General features: G+C 72.8%; 16 protein-coding genes and 1 tRNA gene. 12 read left to right on the forward strand and 5 right to left on the reverse strand.

The window, feature by feature from the left end; translation table 11 throughout:
- On the reverse strand, positions 1 to 844 hold an 844-nt coding region (locus VGD85_RS10740), incomplete at its 3' end, for a PucR family transcriptional regulator (RefSeq protein WP_331063431.1).
- Between the two features lie 130 nt (positions 845 to 974).
- Between VGD85_RS10740 and VGD85_RS10745 the strand changes: the two genes are divergently transcribed.
- Positions 975 to 1,919, forward strand: a complete 945-nt coding sequence (locus VGD85_RS10745; RefSeq protein ID WP_331063432.1) for an alpha/beta fold hydrolase — start codon at positions 975 to 977, stop codon at positions 1,917 to 1,919.
- 113 nt (positions 1,920 to 2,032) lie between these two features.
- Here VGD85_RS10745 and aceE read toward each other — a convergent pair whose 3' ends face one another.
- Positions 2,033 to 4,819, reverse strand: a complete 2,787-nt coding sequence (gene aceE, locus VGD85_RS10750; RefSeq protein WP_414690796.1) for a pyruvate dehydrogenase (acetyl-transferring), homodimeric type — start codon at positions 4,817 to 4,819, stop codon at positions 2,033 to 2,035.
- 176 nt (positions 4,820 to 4,995) lie between these two features.
- On the opposite strand from aceE, the gene VGD85_RS10755 reads away from it, so the two are divergent.
- The 11 genes from VGD85_RS10755 to VGD85_RS10805 all read left to right on the forward strand — a co-directional run bounded on the left by VGD85_RS10755 (position 4,996) and on the right by VGD85_RS10805 (position 16,516).
- The gene (locus VGD85_RS10755; protein WP_331063433.1) at positions 4,996 to 5,439 is read left to right on the forward strand and encodes a DUF3052 domain-containing protein; all 444 of its coding nucleotides are present in this window, start codon (positions 4,996 to 4,998) and stop codon (positions 5,437 to 5,439) included.
- A gap of 95 nt (positions 5,440 to 5,534) precedes the next feature.
- The gene (locus tag VGD85_RS10760; protein ID WP_331063434.1) at positions 5,535 to 7,166 is read left to right on the forward strand and encodes an AMP-binding protein; all 1,632 of its coding nucleotides are present in this window, start codon (positions 5,535 to 5,537) and stop codon (positions 7,164 to 7,166) included.
- 61 nt (positions 7,167 to 7,227) lie between these two features.
- A complete protein-coding gene (locus tag VGD85_RS10765; RefSeq protein ID WP_331063435.1) occupies positions 7,228 to 7,692 on the forward strand; it encodes a peroxiredoxin in 465 nt (154 codons plus the stop codon).
- 178 nt (positions 7,693 to 7,870) lie between these two features.
- Positions 7,871 to 7,942, forward strand: a tRNA-Val gene (locus VGD85_RS10770).
- Positions 7,943 to 8,079: 137 nt separating this feature from the next.
- Positions 8,080 to 9,249 (forward strand): universal stress protein, encoded by a 1,170-nt coding sequence (locus VGD85_RS10775; protein ID WP_331063436.1) that lies wholly within the window; start codon positions 8,080 to 8,082, stop codon positions 9,247 to 9,249.
- Between the two features lie 17 nt (positions 9,250 to 9,266).
- Positions 9,267 to 9,962, forward strand: a complete 696-nt coding sequence (locus VGD85_RS10780) for a DNA alkylation repair protein (protein ID WP_331063437.1) — start codon at positions 9,267 to 9,269, stop codon at positions 9,960 to 9,962.
- 77 nt (positions 9,963 to 10,039) lie between these two features.
- Positions 10,040 to 12,334, forward strand: a complete 2,295-nt coding sequence (locus VGD85_RS10785) for an HAD-IB family hydrolase (RefSeq protein WP_331063438.1) — start codon at positions 10,040 to 10,042, stop codon at positions 12,332 to 12,334.
- Between the two features lie 2 nt (positions 12,335 to 12,336).
- Complete coding sequence (locus VGD85_RS10790) at positions 12,337 to 13,524, forward strand: zinc-dependent alcohol dehydrogenase (RefSeq protein WP_414690797.1); 1,188 nt, start codon at positions 12,337 to 12,339, stop codon at positions 13,522 to 13,524.
- Positions 13,521 to 15,104: a lactate racemase domain-containing protein gene (locus VGD85_RS10795; protein WP_331063440.1), complete on the forward strand. Its 1,584-nt coding sequence runs from the start codon at positions 13,521 to 13,523 to the stop codon at positions 15,102 to 15,104. Before VGD85_RS10790 ends, VGD85_RS10795 begins: the two co-directional genes overlap by 4 nt.
- Positions 15,105 to 15,111: 7 nt before the next feature.
- Positions 15,112 to 16,038, forward strand: coding sequence for a lysophospholipid acyltransferase family protein (locus VGD85_RS10800; RefSeq protein WP_331063441.1), 927 nt, complete (start codon positions 15,112 to 15,114; stop codon positions 16,036 to 16,038).
- Between the two features lie 130 nt (positions 16,039 to 16,168).
- On the forward strand, positions 16,169 to 16,516 hold the full coding sequence (locus VGD85_RS10805) for a hypothetical protein (protein ID WP_331063442.1): 348 nt from the start codon (positions 16,169 to 16,171) through the stop codon (positions 16,514 to 16,516).
- Positions 16,517 to 16,579: 63 nt separating this feature from the next.
- Here the strand turns inward: VGD85_RS10805 and VGD85_RS10810 are convergent, their stop codons facing one another.
- From VGD85_RS10810 to VGD85_RS10820, 3 genes are all read right to left on the reverse strand, one after another.
- Positions 16,580 to 17,770 carry a Dyp-type peroxidase gene (locus VGD85_RS10810; protein ID WP_331063443.1) on the reverse strand — a complete coding sequence of 397 codons (1,191 nt, stop codon included), beginning with the start codon at positions 17,768 to 17,770 and terminating at the stop codon, positions 16,580 to 16,582.
- Positions 17,770 to 18,318, reverse strand: a complete 549-nt coding sequence (locus VGD85_RS10815) for a copper chaperone PCu(A)C (RefSeq protein WP_331063444.1) — start codon at positions 18,316 to 18,318, stop codon at positions 17,770 to 17,772. The genes VGD85_RS10810 and VGD85_RS10815 overlap by 1 nt, the downstream gene beginning before the upstream one ends.
- A gap of 71 nt (positions 18,319 to 18,389) precedes the next feature.
- Positions 18,390 to 18,608 (reverse strand): hypothetical protein (locus VGD85_RS10820; protein WP_331063445.1); only part of this gene is annotated, 219 nt, incomplete at its 5' end.

An 18,608-nucleotide genomic window follows, 5' to 3' on the forward strand; every position in this document is an offset into this window, starting at 1 on the left:
GGTGCGCGGACAGCGCCGCCCGCGCCGACGCGTGCGCCTGGGCAAGGTCGGCAGCGACCGGGCCCACGACGACGGGGCCCTCTCCGAAGAGGTCGCTCACGGTCTCGGCCGAGGCCCGGGGGTCCTCGACGCCGCCGAGCACCACGACGAGCCGGTCGCCCTGCACCGCGCACAGGGCGTCCATCCCGGCCGCCCGGGCCGCCCGGCGTACCTCGTCGAAGGTGTCGGACTCGCTGCGCGCGTCGGGCACGCTGCCCAGCACCACGGTGACCTCGCCGCGCGCCGCCCAGCCCAGGGCACTCGCTCGCGACAACAGCGTCTCGTCGGGCTCCGAGCGCAGCACCGCGTCCACCACGAGGGCCTCGAGGCGGGCGTCCCAGGCGCCTCGCATCTCCGCTGCCCGGGCGTAGACCTCCGCGGTCGCGAAGGCGACCTCGCGGGCGTAGCGGAGCACGGCCGCCCGGACGTCGGCGGCGTCGGCCGGTTCGAGCAGCTGGTCGACGTTCGACTCGACGACCTCGATCGAGAGCCGGACCAGGCCGACGGTCTGCTGGAGGTTGATCACGCCGGCGAGCGTCCGCGGCGCGGCGCCGAACACCGAGGCGACCATCTCGGTGGAGCCCGGCGCCGGCTTGTCGCCGGCCTGCCGGTACCAGTCGACGAAGCCCCGGATGCCGGCCTGCACGATCATCGCGACCCACGACCGCTCCTGGGCGCTGAGGTCGCGGAACCACGCCAGGTCCTGCTCCATCCGCGACATGGCGGCCGTGCTGAGGGCGCCGGTCGCCCGCTGGAGCGCGTCGGCGGCGCGCCGGTGGGTCGCCGCGGCCTGCCCGGGGGTCACCGTCCGAGGCTAGTCGCCGCCGCGGGCGCACGTAAAACCCGGTAAAACCCCGGTAACGCAGGGCGATCGGCCCCACGGGGCCACGGCATGCGTGGTTGAATCGCGGCCAACGTCCACATGGGGAGGCGACGTGACGACCAGCGGGTACGACGTCGAGTTCGTGACCATCCACGGCCACCGCCGCGCCTACGTCAAGACGGGCAGCGGCCCCGCGGTGCTGCTGCTGCACGGGCTGGGCTGCGACCACACCACGTGGGAGCCGGTCATCGGCGCGCTCGCGCGGCGCTACACCGTGATCGCCCCCGACCTGCTCGGGCACGGGCAGTCGGACAAGCCGCGGGCGGACTACACGCTCGGGGGCTACGCCAACGGCATGCGCGACCTGCTGACGGTGCTGGGCATCGACAAGGTCACCGTGATCGGCCACAGCTTCGGCGGCGGGGTGGCGATGCAGTTCGCCTACCAGTTCCCCGAGCGGACCGAGCGGCTGATGCTGGTCGCCTCCGGCGGGCTCGGTCCCGAGGTCTCGCCCGGCATCCGCGCGATCAGCACGCCCGGGTTCCACCAGGTGATGGGGGTGCTCACCCTGCCCGGCGTACGCCACCTCGGGATGGCCGGGCTGCGCACGGTCGCCCGCGGCCCGTGGAAGCTGACCCGCGACCTCGACGAGGTCGCGGACATCTACGACACCTTCAAGGACCCCCAGGCCCGCCACGCGATCCGGCACGTGGTGCGGGCGGTCGTCGACTGGCGCGGGCAGATCGTGACGATGGCCGACCGCGCCTACCTCACCGAGGCGATGCCGATGTGGGTCGTGTGGGGCCGCGACGACCGGGTGATCCCGGTCCGGCACGCCAACCACGCCGCCGCGCTCGCGCCGAACGCCCGCGTCGAGGTGATCCCGGACGCCGGCCACTTCCCGCACAAGGACCACCCGCACCGGTTCGCGCGCATCGTCCAGGACTTCATCCGCACCACCGAGCCGGCGACGTACTCCCGCGCGCGCTTCCGTGCGCTGCTGCGCTCCGGGGGCAACACCCCGCGCCTGCGCTCGGTGTCGTCCGACACGGCGTAGCCATCGCTGGTCGAGCCTGTCGAGACCCGGTGAGACGCCGCAGGGCGGTGACCGTGTCGGTCACCGCCCTGCGTCAGTCCCGGGGTCTCGACGAGCTCGACCGCCGGTGAGGACTAGGCGTCGCCGCCCTCCTGCTTGACGCCGGCGACGGCGGTCGGGTCGTCGATGCGGTACTTCGCGAACGCCTCCTCGACCTTCGAGCGGTCGATCTGGCCGGCGTCGGCGAGCGCCTGGAGCGCCTGGACGACCACCGACTGGGCGTCGATGTGGAAGAACCGGCGCGCCGCCGGACGGGTGTCGGCGAAGCCGTAGCCGTCGGCGCCGAGCACCCGGTAGTCGCGCGGCACCCAGCGGGCGATCTGGAGCGGCACCGCCCGCATGAAGTCGGAGACCGCGATGACCGGCCCCTCGACCGCCTGCAGCTTCTCGGAGACGTACGGCGTGCGCGGGGCCTCGCCCGGGTGCAGGAGGTTCCACTCCTCGGCGGCGGCGCCGTCGCGGGCGAGCTCGTTCCACGACGTGACCGACCAGGTGTCGGCGCTGACGCCCCACTCCTCGCGCAGCAGGCGCTGGGCCTCCTTGATCCACGGGAAGCCGACGCCCGAGGCGAGCAGCTGGACGCGCGGCCCGCCGGGCTCGCCGGCCTCGACGTGGTGGATGCCCCGCAGGATCCCGTCGACGTCGACGTTCTCCGGCTCGGCCGGCTGCTGGACGGGCTCGTTGTAGACCGTGATGTAGAAGATCACGTCCTCGGCGTCGGGCCCGTACATCCGCTCGAGGCCGGACCGCATCACGTGGCTGATCTCGTAGGCGAAGGCCGGGTCGTAGTGCACGACGGCGGGGTTGGTCGCCGCGAGCAGCGGCGAGTGGCCGTCGGCGTGCTGGAGGCCCTCGCCGGTGAGCGTGGTCCGGCCGGCCGTCGCGCCGATGAGGAACCCGCGGGCCAGCTGGTCCGACATCGCCCAGATGGAGTCTCCGGTGCGCTGGAACCCGAACATCGAGTAGAAGATGAAGAACGGGATCATGTGCTCGCCGTGGGTGGAGTACGCCGACCCCGCGGCGGTCGCCGACGCCACGCCACCGGCCTCCGAGATGCCCTCGTGGAGCAGCTGGCCCTGGGCGGATTCCTTGTAGGAGAGCAACAGTTTCCGGTCGACCGACTCGTACTGCTGACCGCCCGGGTTGTAGACCTTCGCGCTCGGGAACATCGAGTCCATGCCGAACGTGCGGTACTCGTCCGGGGCGATCGGCACGATGCGCTTGCCGATCTCCGGGTCCTTCATCCAGTCCTTGAGCAACCGCACCACGGCCATCGTCGAGGCGATCGCGTGCTTGCCGGAGCCCTGCTTGAGGTCGGCGTACATGGCATCGCCGGGCAGCTGCAGCGGCTTGGCGCGCACCACGCGCTTGGGGATCGAGCCGCCGAGCTGGTGGCGCCGCTCGAGCATGTACTCGATCTCGGGCGCGTTCGCGCCGGGGTGGAAGAACGGCGCGGCGCCGGTCTCCTCGTAGGCGCGCTCGAGGTCGCGGTCGGAGATCGGCAGGTAGAGGCGGTCCCGGAACTTCTTGAGGTCGTCCTGGGTCAGCTTCTTCATCTGGTGGGTGGCGTTCTTGCCCTCCAGGGCGTCGATCGTCCAGCCCTTGATGGTCTTGGCCAAGATCACCGTCGGCTGCCCGACGTGCTTGGTGGCCGCGTCGAACGCCGCGTAGACCTTGCGGTAGTCGTGGCCGCCGCGGGGCAGCTTGCGGATCTGCTCGTCGCTCATGTGCTCGACCATCTTGCGCAGCCGCGGGTCCGCGCCGAAGAAGCTCTCGCGGATGTAGTCGCCGGACTCGACGGAGTAGGTCTGGAACGCGCCGTCCGGGGTGGTGTTCATCCGGTTGACCAGGACGCCGTCGACGTCGCGGGCCAGGAGCTGGTCCCACTCGCGGCCCCACACGACCTTGATGACGTTCCAGCCGGCGCCGCGGAAGTTGGCCTCGAGCTCCTGGATGATCTTGCCGTTGCCGGTGACCGGCCCGTCGAGCTGCTGGAGGTTGCAGTTGACGACCCACACGAGGTTGTCGAGCTCCTCGCGGGCGGCGACCCGGATCGCGCCGAGCGACTCGGGCTCGCCCATCTCGCCGTCGCCGAGGAACGCCCACACCCGCTGCTGGGAGGTGTCCTTGATGCCGCGGTTCTGGAGGTAGCGGTTGAACCGGGCCTGGTAGATGGAGTTCAGCGAGGTCAGGCCCATCGAGACGGTCGGGAACTCCCAGAACTCCGGCATCAGGCGGGGGTGGGGGTACGACGACAGGCCGGCGTGCGGCCCGTGCTGGACCTCCTGGCGGAACCGGTAGAGCTGGTCCTCGGTCAGCCGGCCCTCGAGGAACGCCCGCGCGTAGATGCCGGGGGAGGCGTGGCCCTGGATGTAGACCTGGTCGCCGCCACCGGGGTGGTCCTTGCCGCGGAAGAAGTGGTTGAAGCCGACCTCGTAGAGGCTCGCGGAGGACTGGTAGGTCGCGATGTGGCCGCCGACCTCGAGGCCCTTGCGGTTGGCGCTGGAGACCATGACGGCGGCGTTCCAGCGGATGAAGGCGCGGATCCGGCGCTCGGTCTCCTCGTCGCCGGGGAACCACGGCTCGCGCTCCGGCGGGATCGTGTTGATGTAGTCGGTGCTCCGCAGGGCGGGGACGCCGACCTGCATCTCGCGGGCGCGCTCGAGCAGGCGCAGCATGACGTAGCGCGCGCGTTCGCGGCCGCGCTCGTCGACGAGCGAGTCGAAGGAGTCGATCCAGTCGTTGGTCTCGTCGGGATCGATGTCGGGCAGCTGGGTGGGCAAGCCTTCGTGGATGACGGTCGGGATGGCGCCGCTCCGCAAGTTGTCCGTGCCAGAAGTGAAGGTGAGGTCTTCGGTCACGGGTCCATGGTCGCACGGCCGTGGGAGGCGACGAATTTACCCTTCGGTAGTGCCACGTTCCGGTCACCTGGCAGCGCATGCTTGGGGAACATGGGTTGCGTCCCGCCCGCATTCCACGGTGGACTACTCCCCAGTTCGTCCGACAGTCAGTCCGACGCGAGACATGGAGGCAGCACTTGAGCTCGACCCCGGGTGGCGGGTCCACCCAGACAGACGGACCTGCGACTGGCCCGGCCGACCGCCTGGGACTGAAGCCCGGCATGGTCGTCCAGGAGCTCGGTTGGGACAACGACGCCGACGACGAGCTGCGCGTCGCGATCGAGGACCGCATCGACGCCGACCTGGTCGACGGTGACTACGGCAACGTCGTGGACGCGGTGCTCCTGTGGTGGCGCGACGAGGACGGCGATCTCGTCGACGGCCTCGTCGACGCGCTCACCGATCTCGTGGGCGGCGGCGCGATCTGGCTGCTCACCCCCAAGGTGGGCCGGCCCAACGCCGTTGACCCCGCCGACATCGCCGAGGCCGCGCCGATCGCGGGCCTGGCTCAGACCACGACCGCGGCTGTCAGCAAGGACTGGTCCGCGACCCGGCTGCTCGCGCCGAAGACCCCGGCGTAAGCCCGATCACCCGGCCGACGGCGAGACCATCGGGTCCGCCGGTCGTTGCACCGGTCGTTCCGAGCTGTTGTCCGACCGTCAGGAAGTGACGCTCCGTGCTCCACGCTGTGCTCCAGAAGACCCGCGCCGGCGCCTCCGCGACCGGCACCACCCTCAAGGTCCTGGGGGAGGCGGGGGTCATCCGGCCGCGCAACCCGCTGGCGCTCGCCCGCGTCGCCCAGGTGCTGCGGCAGTGGGGCACCGGCCCCGCCGGCGGCTTCACGGCGGCCGCGCTGCTCGACCCGCACCGCACCGCGGTGGTCGACGAACTCGGGTCGCTGACGTACGACGACCTCCGGCGCCGGTCCAACGCGCTGGCCCGGGCCTTCGCCGAGCTGGGCGTCGGCGAGGGCGACAGCGTGGCGGTGATGTGCCGCAACCACCGCGGCTTCGTCGACGCGACGATTGCGACCGCCAAGCTCGGGGCGGACATCCTCTACCTCAACACCGCCTTCGCCGGCCCGCAGCTGGTCGAGGTGATCGATCGCGAGCGGCCCGTGCTGGTCGTGCACGACGAGGAGTTCACCCGGCTGCTCGCCAAGGCGCACGTCGGCACCTCGGTCCTCGCCTGGACCGACTCCGAGCCCGGCGCTGACACCACGTCCGGCGATCCGACGCTGGAGTCGCTGATCGCCGGTCGTCCCACCGGCGACCTGGAGCCGCCGGCCCGGCACGGCCGGATCGTGATCCTGACCTCCGGCACGACCGGCACCCCCAAGGGCGCTCCGCGCAGCGAGGCGGGGATCGAGGCGGCCGTCTCGCTGTTGTCGCGGATGCCGCTGCGCTACGGCTGGCGCACCCACATCGCCGCGCCGCTGTTCCACACCTGGGGGTTCGCGCACCTGGCGCTGGCGATGCTGCTCGGCTCCACCGTCGTGCTGCACCGCCGCTTCGACCCCGAGACCTGCCTGCGGACCACCCAGGACGAGCGGTGCGACTCGCTGGTGGTGATCCCGGTGATGCTGCAGCGGATGATGGCGCTGCCCGAGGAGACGCTGAGGCGCTACGACCTCTCGCGGGTCCAGGTCGTCGCGTCGTCCGGGTCCGCGCTCCCCGGCGACCTCGCGACCGACTGGATGGACCACTTCGGCGAGAACCTCTACAACATCTACGGCTCCACCGAGGTGGCGTACGCGTCGATCGCCACCCCGCGCGACCTGCGCGAGGCGCCGGCGGCGGCCGGCAAGCCGCCGTACGCCACGATCGTGAAGATCCTCGACCCCGACGGACGCGAGCTGCCGCCGGGGGAGACCGGACGGATCTTCGTCGGCAACGGGCTGCTGTTCGAGGGCTACACCGGCGGCGGGCACAAGGAGGTCGTCGACGGGCTGATGTCGACCGGCGACGTGGGGCGCTTCGACGAGGACGGCCGGCTGCACGTCGAGGGGCGTGACGACGAGATGATCGTCTCCGGCGGGGAGAACGTCTTCCCCAAGGAGGTCGAGGACTGCCTGATGCGCCACGACGCGGTCGTCGAGGTGGCGGCGGTCGGCGTCGAGGACCCCGACTTCGGCAAGCGGCTGCGCGCGTTCGTCGTCGTCGACCGCGAGGTGTCCGAGCAGGAGCTCAAGGACCTGGTGAAGGAGAACCTCGCCCGGTTCAAGGTCCCGCGCGACATCGTCTTCCTCGACGAGCTGCCGCGCAACGCCACCGGGAAGGTCCTCAAGCGCGAGCTCGACACCGAGTGAGTCGCACCGGGTGAGTCGCACCGGGTGAAGGACCGTCGGTGCCGGGTGCGAGGATGGCGCCATGGGTGGACTCGAGCTGGGCGGAGCGGCACCGGACTTCACGCTGCGCGACCAGTTCGGCCAGGACGTCACGCTGTCGGAGTTCCGAGGCCGCAAGGCCGTGGCGATCTTCTTCTTCCCCTACGCGTTCTCCGGGGTCTGCACCGGTGAGATGGCCGGCATCCGCGACCGGCTGGCCGACTTCTTGACCTTCGACACCGAGGTCCTCGCGATCTCCTGCGACCCGATGTACTCCCTGCGCGCCTTCGCCGACCAGGACGGGCTGAACTTCCCGCTGCTCTCGGACTTCTGGCCGCACGGCGAGGTGGCCCGCGCCTACGACGTGTTCGACGAGGCGAAGGGGTGCCCGCGGCGCTCGTCGTACGTCGTCGACCGCGACGGCCTGGTGCGCTGGGCGGTCCACCACGCGATGCCGGACGGGCGCGACCTCGACGAGCACCTCAAGCAGCTGACCGCCGTCGTGTGACGCCGGTCTAGACCACTGTGGCGCGAATCGAGGTTTCGGACGACACCGCTTGAACGACCCCTCTACAGTTGACCTTGTTGAACCGCAGGTGACCCGAGACGCCTGCGGTTCAACTTCATTTCGGGCCGCCGCGTTGCGTAGTGTGTGCCCCGCTCCGGACGTCGTCCGGGAGCGTGTCGGGCGTATAGCTCAGCGGTAGAGCACCTCCCTTACAAGGAGGTGGTCGGGGGTTCGATCCCCTCTGCGCCCACGGTCTGCCCACGGTCTGCCCACGGTCCGTCTCCTCCCGGGGTGTGGCCCGGCCCACCCGTCCAGACGACCCTTAAGGACTCCGCCCGCGCCGCCGAAGAGAACGGCGTCAGGACTGACATCGGCGCGCACAGGGAGGTGGCTGCCATCACGAACGAGACGGTCCCGGGTGGGACCATCGTCGTCGGCGTGGACCAGACCCCGGCCGCCGCCGAGGCGCTCGCCTGGGCGATCCAGGAGGCGGTGCACGAGGAGACGCCCCTGACGCTCGTCCACGGGGTGGGCGCGGCGCTCTCGTCGTGGGTCGACTTCCAGACCATGGACTTCCGCGACGTCATCGACGCGACCACCGCCACCGGACGTGAGGTCCTCGACGCGGCGCAGGCCGAGGTCGACCGGGTCGCCCCGGCGGTCGAGGTACGCCACGTGCTGCGGCTGACCGATCCGCACCAGGCGCTGCTGGACCTCTCCGCCGACGCCGCGATGCTCGTGGTCGGCTCCCGCACGATGCCGGCCGAAGAGGGCTCCCCGCTGTCCTCGGCCCTCGGCTTCGTCCGCGCCCGGGCCGGCTGCCCGGTCGTCGTCCCGCGGCTGCGACGCAGCCCCGGCGTCGGCGTGGTCGTGCTCGTCGACGGCTCGCCGGAGTCGCAGTCGATCCTCGCCTACGCCTGGGGCCAGGCCGATCGCCGCGGGCTGCCGCTGACCGTCGTGCACTGCCTCCCCGACCCGCCCGCCGACCCGTTCCCGCGCGACATCGGCCTGATGGACGCCACCGCGCGGATGGAGGCCAGCCTCGGCCCCTCGCTGCTCGGCTTCGAGCGGCTGCTGCTCAGCGACCTCGTGCGCGACATGCGGACCCGGTGGCCCGGGGTCGACGTCCGCCTGGTCGTCGAGGACGCGGCGATCGACCAGTGGCTCCAACGGGCGCGGCGCCAGGCCGACCTCCTGGTCGTGGGTGCGCGGCACTCGCGGCGCCTCTCCGAGCTCGTCATCGGCGACTCCGGACGGGAGGAGGTCGAGTGCGTGACCGTGGTGCTGCCGCTCGAAGATCGGCTCGCGCCGGACGCGGACGCGCTGCGGGTCACGATCCGGCGGCTGCACGGCTGCGCGCAGCGCCTCGTCCAGCTCGACATCCCGGTCGACCAGGCCGTCGCGGAGATCCGCTCGGTCACGATGAACACCGACCTGCTCGCCGAGGCGGCACTGAGTGCGCTGCGCGGCTGGGGATCGCCCGACGCGAAGTCCTGGCAGACCCGCGAGGTCGCCGAGCTGCTGGTGCGCGCCGGGGCCCGCCGCTCCTGGCCGTGACGCCCTAACCTCGGATCGTGCCCACGGGACCCGACACCGACCTGGTCGGGGCGATCCGTGCCGCGCTCGCGGCGGCCGCCGACCCGGACCGGGCCGCGGCCCAGCAGCGGTACATGAGGTCGGCGATGCCCTACCGGGGCCTGTCGGCACCCGAGCTCAGGGGTGCGCTGCGACCGCTGCTGCGCGAGCATCCGCCGGTGGACCGGTCCTCCTGGGAGGCGACGGTTCGGTCGTTGTGGGACGACGCCGAGCATCGCGAGGAGCGGTACGCCGCTCTCGCGATCGCCCGGCACCGCCGGGCCTCCGCGTGGCTCGACGCCGGCGTCCTGCCGCTGGCCGGACACCTGGTGGTGACCGGGGCGTGGTGGGACCTCGTCGACGAGACCGCCGTGCACGTCGTCGGCGCTGCGCTGCGGGCGGACCGGGCGCAGGTCACCCCCGTCGTGCGCCGGTGGGCCACCGACGAGGACCTGTGGCTGCGCCGGACCGCGGTGATCTGCCAGCTCGGCCACCGCGAGCAGACCGACGTCGGTCTGCTGCGCCATGCCGTGGAGGCCAACGTGGCGGACCGGGCGTTCTGGCTGCGCAAGGCCGTCGGGTGGGCGCTGCGCGACTACGCGCGCACCGACCCCGAGTGGGTCCGCGCCGAGGTCGACCGGCTCGGCGACCGGCTCTCCGGACTGTCCCGGCGCGAGGCGACCAAGCATCTGTGACCAAACACCTGTGACCAAACACCTGTGACCGACACCTGTGACGCACGCGACATGTGGGCGATGGCACAATCCCTCGGGTGACGTTGGCATCGGTGGCCGATCGACTCTCGGGACGACACGTCCTGCTGACGGGCGTGACCGGATTCGTCGGTGAGGCCCTGCTGCACCTGCTGCTCGCGGAGGTGCCCGGGGTGCGGGTCAGCCTGCTGGTCCGGCCGAAGGGCTCGACGAGCGGGGCCAGCCGGACCGCGGCGCTGCTGGGCAAGCCGATCTTCGCCGCCGTGGTCGAGGCCGCCGGTGGCGTCGAGGCGCTGATGGCCGAGCGGGTGGCCGTGCTCGAGGGCGACCTCGCCGACTTACCGCCCCTGCCCGGTGACCTCGACGCCGTCGTGCACTGCGCGGGCGACGTCTCGTTCGATCCGCCGGTCGACGAGGGCTTCCGCACCAACGTGCTCGGCACCCGCGACCTGATCGGGCGGATCCGCGAGACCGGCCTCGACCTCCACTACGTGCACATCTCGACGGCGTACGTCGCGGGCCGCCGGCGCGGTTCGATCCCCGAGGGCCCGGTCGACCACGACGTCGACCTCGAGGCCGAGCTCGCCTGGGGGCTGGCCCAGCGCCGCCAGATCGAGCACCAGAGCCGCAGCGCGTTCGTGCTCGAGCGCGAGCGCCGCAAGGCCGAGAAGGCGCACAGCCGGGCCGGGCTGCTCACCGCCGCCGGCGCGACCGAGGCCGCCCGCAAGGACTGGGTCAAGCGCGAGCTCGTGCGGGTCGGCACCGAGCGGGCCCGCAGCCTCGGCTGGACCGACTGCTACACGTTCACCAAGGCGCTCGGCGAGCGGGTCGTCGAGGCCCATGCCGCCACGGCCCGGGTGTCGATCGTCCGGCCGAGCATCATCGAGTCCGCGCTCGTCACGCCCCACCCGGGCTGGATCGAGGGCTTCAAGATGGCCGAGCCGCTGATCCTCGCCTACGGCCGCGGCGAGCTCCCCGAGTTCCCCGCGGCCGCGGACACGATCGTCGACATCGTGCCGGTCGACCACGTGGTCGCCGCGATCGTCGCCGTGCTCGCCCACCCGCCGGAGGCCGGGGCCCCGGCGTACTTCCACGTCTCCTCCGGAGACCGCAACCCGCTGACGTTCCGCCGGCTCTACGACAACGTGCGCGCCTACTTCGACGAGCACCCGTTCATCGCGGGCGACCGGGGCGCCGCGCGGCTCCCCGACTGGCGCTTCCCCGGCGCCCAGTCGGTCGAGCGGCTGCTGAGCACCAGCGAGCGCGCCCACAAGGTCGCCGACTACCTGGTCGGCCGCACGCCGCGCAGCGACCGCGCGCGCGACCTGGCCCGCAAGCTCGACCAGCAGGGCCGGCGCCTGGAGTTCCTGCGCCGCTACCTCGACCTCTACCACGAGTACGCCCAGGCCGAGCTGCGGTTCTCTGACGCCCACACGCTGGCGCTCCACGAGTCGCTCTCGGCCGAGGACCGCCGACGGTTCGCGTTCGACACCGCGGTGGTCGACTGGGAGCACTACCTGCGCGAGGTGCACTGCCCGGCGGTCACCGCGCCCGTGCGCCGGATGGACGAGGCGAGACGCAAGCGGCGGAGCTCGGGTGCCGGGATTTCGAGGCTCGCAGCGCTCGCACCTCAACCGCCGGCAGGCGAAGGCGTCGCCGCGTTCTTCGACATGGACGGCACGCTGCTGTCCTCGAACGTCATCGAGACCTACCTGTGGCTGCGGCTGCGCGAGCAGTCCGGCTCCGAGCGGCTCACCGAGCTCGGCCGGGTCGCGGCCCGGCTGCCGGGCCTGGTGCGCGCGGAGCGGCGCGAGCGCAGCGCGTTCCTGCGCTCGGTCTATCGCGAGTACGCCGGGGCGAGCCTGGCCGAGCTCGAGGCGGTCGCCGACGCGCACCTGACCGACCACGTGCTGGCGCGGCTCTCCCCGGACGCCGTACGCCGGATCCGCGAGCACCGCGCGGCCGGCCACCACACCGTGCTGATCACCGGCGCGATCCGGCCGCTGACCCGCCCGCTCGAGCCGCTGTTCGACCACATCGAGGCCGCCGAGCTGGCCGTGGACGACCGGGGGGTGTGCACCGGCTACCTCGCCTCGTCCCCGTTGGTGGGGGAGTCGCGTGCCGCGTGGATGCGGCAGTACGCCGCGCGCCACGGGCTTGACCTGGGCTCGTCGTACGGCTACGCGGACTCCCACTCCGACCTGCCGCTCCTCGAGGCGGTCGGCCGCCCGGTCGCCGTACGCCCCGACGTGCCGCTGTACCGCCACGCGCGCACGAACCGGTGGACGATCGTCGACTGGGCCAGCTCCACCTCCAGCACCCGCACCCTCAACCCCGCGGGAGGACTGACCTGATGATGCTCGCGCTCGAGATGTTCCGGTCGGTGTCGCGGACCATGGCCGGCAAGGCGATCGGCGGCCGGATGCCCGGCGTACTGTCGGGTTTCGCGGCACCGCTGCGCCTGGTGACGGTCGAGGAGCCCCGGGTCGCGCGACCCGGCTGGGCGCGGCTGCGCACCCGGCTCTCCGGCATCTGCGGCTCCGACCTGGGCGCCCTCTCGGGGCGCACCAGCCTGTACTTCTCCGCGGTCGTGTCGCTGCCGTTCGTGCCCGGGCACGAGGTCGTCGCCGAGCTGCTCGACGACTGCGAGGACCTGCCGGCCGGCACCCGCGTCGTCATCGACCCGGTGCTGGCGTGCGCCGCCCGGGGGGTCGAGCCGTGCGAGGCCTGCGCCCAGGGGGCGACGAACCGCTGCGCCCGGATCACGGTCGGCCACCTCTCGCCGGGTCTGCAGACCGGGTTCTGTCACGACACCGGCGGCGGGTGGGGCGAGCAGCTGGTCGCCCACCGCAGCCAGCTCCACCCCGTGCCGGACGGGTTCTCCGACGAGCAGGCGATCCTGATCGAGCCCGTGGCCTGCGCCGTCCACACCGCGCTGCGGGCCGGGGTCCGGGCCGGCGACCGGGTGCTCGTCAGCGGCGCCGGGTCCGTCGGGCTGTTCGCCACCCTCGCGTTGCGCGAGCTCACCGAGGCCGGCGAGATCATCGTGGTCGCCAAGCACCCCCACCAGCGCGAGCTGGCCCGCGAGCTCGGGGCGACCGAGGTCGTCGCTCCGGGCGAGGTGCTGCGACGAGTACGCCGCTCGACGGGCGCCTTCCAGCTCGAGCCGGAGTTCTCCTCGCCGTACCTCCTCGGGGGCGTCGACGTCGCCGTCGACGCGGTCGGCAGCCGGCCCTCGCTCGAGTCGGCGCTCCAGGCGACGCGGGCCGGCGGCCGGGTCGTGCTCTCCGGTATGCCCGCGGGCGCCGACCTCTCCGCCGCCTGGTTCCGCGAGCTGGAGGTCGTCGGCACCTACGCCTCGGCGCGCGCCGACGACGCGTTCGCGCGGGCCACCGAGCTGGTGGCCGGCGACGCGGTCCAGCAGCTCGCCAAGTCCGTCGCCAACTACCCGCTACACCGCTGGCGGGAGGCACTCGACCACGCCCACTCGGCCGGCCGGCTCGGCACGGTCAAGGTGGCCTTTGACCCTAGGAGCAGCTCATGAGCCGTCCCGGTTTCGTCCTCGAGGTCGACGACCGTACCCCGCCGCTCGTGGTGCATGAGGGGCTGGGGTTCCGGCTCGAGGACGGCTTCCCGCTCGGCACCCGCGTGGTCTACCCGCCCGAGTCGATCCCGGCCGTGCCGGACGTCGAGGACGCGATCCGCGAGGCGCTGCTGCACCCGCACGACAGCGAGCCGCTGCCGGCGCTGCTGCGACCCGGGATGCGGTTGACGATCGCCTTCGACGACCTCTCGCTGCCGCTGCCGACGATGGGGGCCCCGGACATCCGCGGCCGGATCATCGAGCAGGTGCTGACGATGGCCGCCGAGGCCGGCGTCGACGACGTGCAGCTGATCGCCGCCAACGCACTGCACCGCCGGATGACCGCCGCCGAGCTGAAGCACATCGTCGGGGAGCGGGTCTTCCGGTCCTTCTACCCCCAGGGTGACCTCTACAACTTCGACGCCGAGGACCGCGACGGTCTCGCCCACCTCGGCACCACCGACAAGGGCGAGGACGTCGAGATCAGCAAGCGAGCGGCCGAGTCCGACCTGCTCGTCTACGTCAACGTCAACCTGGTCGCGATGGACGGCGGCCACAAGTCGGTGGGCATCGGCCTGGCGTCGTACCGCTCGCTGCGCCACCACCACAACGCCAAGACCATGGTCCACTCGCGCTCGTTCATGGACCACAAGCACTCCGAGATGCACCACTCCGCGTGGCGGATCGGGCGCCTGATCAAGGAGCACGTCCGGGTCTTCCAGATCGAGACCACGCTGAACAACGACGTGTTCCCGAGGCCGTTCGACTTCCTCCAGAAGCGCGAGTGGGAATGGTCGGTCAAGGACCAGGCGACGATGCTCGGGGTGCGCCGCGGGCTCGCGGTCGCGCCGCAGAAGATGCGGCACAAGATGTTCCACGACCTGCGCTCGGTCTACGGCCTGACCGGCGTCAACGCCGGGGAGGTCGAGGCCGTGCACGAGCGGACGCTCCAGAAGGTGCACCAGCAGCACCTGGTGGAGGTGCAGGGCCAGTCCGACGTGCTCGTGATGGGCGTGCCCTACCTCGGCCCCTACAACGTCAACTCGTCGATGAACCCGATCCTCGCGACCTGCATGGGGCTGGGCTACTACTTCAACTCCTACCGCGGCCAGCCGGTCGTCCGGAAGGGCGGAGCGGTGATCCTGTACCACCCGCTCGACGAGGGGTTCAACCAGCTGCACCACCCGTCGTACGTCGACTTCTACGAGGAGGTGCTCGCCGAGTCGACCGATCCCGCGGTGGTGGGGGAGAAGTACGAGCAGCAGTTCGCCCAGGACCCCTGGTACATCCACCTCTACCGCACCTCGCACGCCTACCACGGCGTGCACCCGTTCTACATGTGGTACTGGGCGGCGCACGCGATGGACCACGTCGACGAGGTGATCTGGGTCGGCGCCGACCGGCGGGTCGCCTCCCGGCTCGGCTTCCGCGCGGCGAGCACGCTCGCCGACGCCCTCGAGATGGCGTCGGGGACGGTCGGCACCAGCCCGTCGATCACCTACCTGCACAACCCGCCGCACCTGCTCGCGGACGTGCGGTGACGGTGCGATGAGCTTCCTCAAGGAGACCGCCGACGACGTCCGGCTGGTCGCCCGCGGCTGGCGCTGGGGACGCCGCCCGCAGGTGCCGCGCTCGGCGGAGGAATGGGTGCCGGCGGCCCGGTCGACGGTGTTCCACACCGACTGGTCGCGCCGGCGCCCGGCGATGGCGGCCCGCGAGATCGCCCAGAAGGCCGGGCTCGAGCCGCTGTTCCGCTCCCAGGTGCGCACCCGGGTCGAGGGCCTCGACGTCCTCGAGCGCACCGAGGGACCGGTGATCTTCGTGGCCAACCACGCCTCGCACCTCGACACCCCGCTGATCCTGCTGTCCCTGCCCGACGAGTGGCGCCGGCGTACGGCGGTGGCGGCCGCGGCCGACTACTTCTTCGACACCTGGTGGCGCGCGGTCGGATCGTCCCTGCTGTTCAACACCTTCCCGATCGACCGGCGCGGTGGCTCGATGGCGGCCACGCCGGGGGAGGTGCTCGCCGACGGCTGGAGCCTGGTGATCTATCCCGAGGGCACCCGGTCGACCGACGGCTGGGTCGGCCGGTTCCGGATGGGCGCGGCGTTCCTCGCCAAGGAGTACGGCGTCCCGGTCGTGCCGGTCGCCCACCGCGGCACGTTCGCGGCGATGCCGCGCGGGCAGGGGTGGCCCTCCCCGGGGCGACGACAGCTCACGATCCGCTTCGGTGAGCCGGTGGTGGCCGGGGCCGAGGAGTCCGTGCGTGACTTCAGCGCGCGGGTCAAGGACGCCGTGGCCGCGCTGCTCGACGAGGACTCCTCCACCTGGTGGGAGGCCCGGCGCCGGGCGGCTTCGGGAGCGACCCCCGACCCGACCGGGCCGAAGGTCGCGCAGTGGCGCCGGGTGTGGGCGCAGACCCAGTCACCGAGTGCCGAGGCCCCCGCCCGGAGGCTGCGCGCCTGGAGCCGGTGAGAGCACTCTCATCCGAGCCTCACCACGGTCTCACCCGCCGGGTGCAGCGTCGTTCCCGTAGCAACGATCGGCCGGATCCGGCCACCGGGGTCGGACCAGCCGGTCATGACCTGCCCGAGGGGGCGAGACGATGAACAACGCAGTGCGCAAGGGTTCGCTGGTCGTGCTCAGCCTGGCCACGGCGGCGGTGCTCGGCGTCCAGGCGCCGGCGCTGGCCGGTGGCCCCGGCGGTGGCCCGACGTCCGGCAGTGTCGGCCAGGGAGTCGGCCAGGGGGCCGGCCAGGGTGCCGGCGACCAGGTCCGCGACCGCGACCGGCTCCACGACGGTGAGTGCGACGGCACCGGCGTGGGTGACCGCGACCGGGACCGTGACCGCGTGCACGCCCAGGACCGCGACCGCGACCGGATCCACGCCCAGGACCGCGACCAGGACCGTGACCACGACCGGATCCGGCTCCACCGCCACGGCGGCTGGTGACCGATCGGCCCGACCCGCCGGCCCGCCCGAGGTCCTCGGGCGGGCCGGCGTCGTCGGGGCCGCTCAGCCCGGCGTACCGGACCCCAGCACCCCCGAGCCCAGCCAGTCGCCGCGCTCGAACCCCGGCAGCACCACGAACTCCGCCGATCCGATCGCGGTCGTCCAGGTGTTGAGCGAGTCCGCCCGGTCCAGCGAGCGCTGGATCGGCACGAACTGGCCGGCGACGGAGGCCTGGAAGCTCATGAACAGCAACCCGCTGTCGTCCTCGGTCGCGTAGTTCGCGCCCTTGCGGACGATCCGGGCGCCGGCGTTCTCCATCGGGTGCGCCAGCCGGGCGTGGGCCCGCGGCCCGGGGTCGCTGAGCCGTTCCCCGGTGTCGAGGGTGCGGCCCAACGCCGCCTCCTGCCGGTCGCGGGTGAGCTCGGCCCAGGTGTCGAGGTCCATGCTGATCCGGCGTACGACGAGCGTGGTCGCGCCGGTCCACGGTGGCTCCCGGATCCACACGGTCTCGTCGAACGTGGCGCTGCCCGGCCGCGGGCTGGCGGTGCCGTCGACCTGGCCGAACAGGTTGCGTCCGGTCATCGGGCGCCCGTCGGCGTCGGTGCCGTTCCAGAACCCGCTCTGGCGCCACCGCTGCCGCGCGAACGGCACCGCGTCGCGGACCAGCTGGCGGACCGCGTGCGCGAGCGTGGTGCCCTCGCGGGCGGCGACCACCAGCACCAGGTCACCGCCCGACCACCGCGGCTGGAGCCGGTCGTGGCGCATCGGCGGCACCGCCTCGAACCCGGTCGGCGCGTCGAGTCCGGCCGCGGCCAGGGCACCGGGGCCGAGCCCGACGGTGATCGTCAGGTCGGCCCGCGCCGCGGCCAGCCACGGCTCGGTGTCGCCCGGCGTCGCCCGGCCGGTGGTCAGCGCCTCCACGTCGCCGGTCCAGACCCGCAGCAGCCGTCCGAGTGCGTCCCGGTCGGTGTCGGGGAGCAGGTCGAGCGCGACCACCTCGACGACCGCCGGCATCGGGGTGGCGACGCCGGGCTGGTGCACGCCGTACGGCGCCACCTCGGTCCCGAGCCCCACCGGAGCAGGGCTCTCGGAATCCCCGTCCCCGGCCCAGGCGGCACCGCCCGCCGTGCCGGCGGCCGCACCCGCGACCGCCGACCCGACGTACCCGAGGAATCCGCGCCGTCCGATGCCGTGCTTGCCGGGCTTGCCGGGCTTGCCGGGCTCGGCGGGAGCGGGCGTCTCGGGTCCGGACATCAGTGGCCGTGCTCCGCGGTCCCGGGCGAGTGGTAGTGGCCGGCCTCCTCGGTGAACTCCTTCACCGGCGCGGTCACCTCCAGCGTGGTCCCGTCCGAGAAGCCGAGGGTGAGCTCGACCTCGTCGCCGGGTGCGAGCTCCTGCTTCAGCTTCATCAGCATCACGTGGTAGCCGCCGGGCTGGAGCAGCTGGCCCCCTCCGGCCCGCACCACGATGCCGCCGTCGGTCTCGCGCATGACCATCTCGCCGTCGACCTTCGCCATCTCGTGCAGCTGGGCCATGCCCGCCACGGGGGAGGACGCGGTCTCGAGCGTGACGTCCTCGTCGGTGTTGTTGTCGACGACCAGGAACGCCCCGGTCATGGTGGGGTCCTCGGACCCGACCGTCGCGCGGACCCAGGGGTCCTCGATGGTCACGGTGCCGGGCTCCGCGGCGGCGGCGGGCTCCGCCTCGTCGCCGCAGCCGGCCAGGCCGGCCAGGGCGACCACCAGGGCGACCGCCGGCAGCAGCGTGCGCGTCCAGGGGCGGCGCGCAGCAGTGTTCAACATGGGTACTCCTCGTTCAGGGGATGGGCGCGCGGGAGCGCGCCGGACCGGCCCGACGGGCGGGTCCGTGGGTGTCAGGAAGCGAGGAGGACGGGTGGGCCGCGCCGGGAGACCGCGGGACGGTCCAGGCGGGGGACGGGGGCGAAGCCGGTGGCCCGGGGCCGTGGCCGTGGAGCGCAGGAGGCGCCGCGGTACGCCGCCAGCAGGGCCGTGACGCTGCGCCGGGCCGCGGCCACGACGAGCACGCGCACCGCCGCCACGTGGACGAGGGCCCACAGGGCGTGCTCGCCGAC

The sequence above is a fragment of the Nocardioides sp. genome, from assembly GCF_036401255.1.
Lineage (GTDB): Bacteria > Actinomycetota > Actinomycetes > Propionibacteriales > Nocardioidaceae > Nocardioides.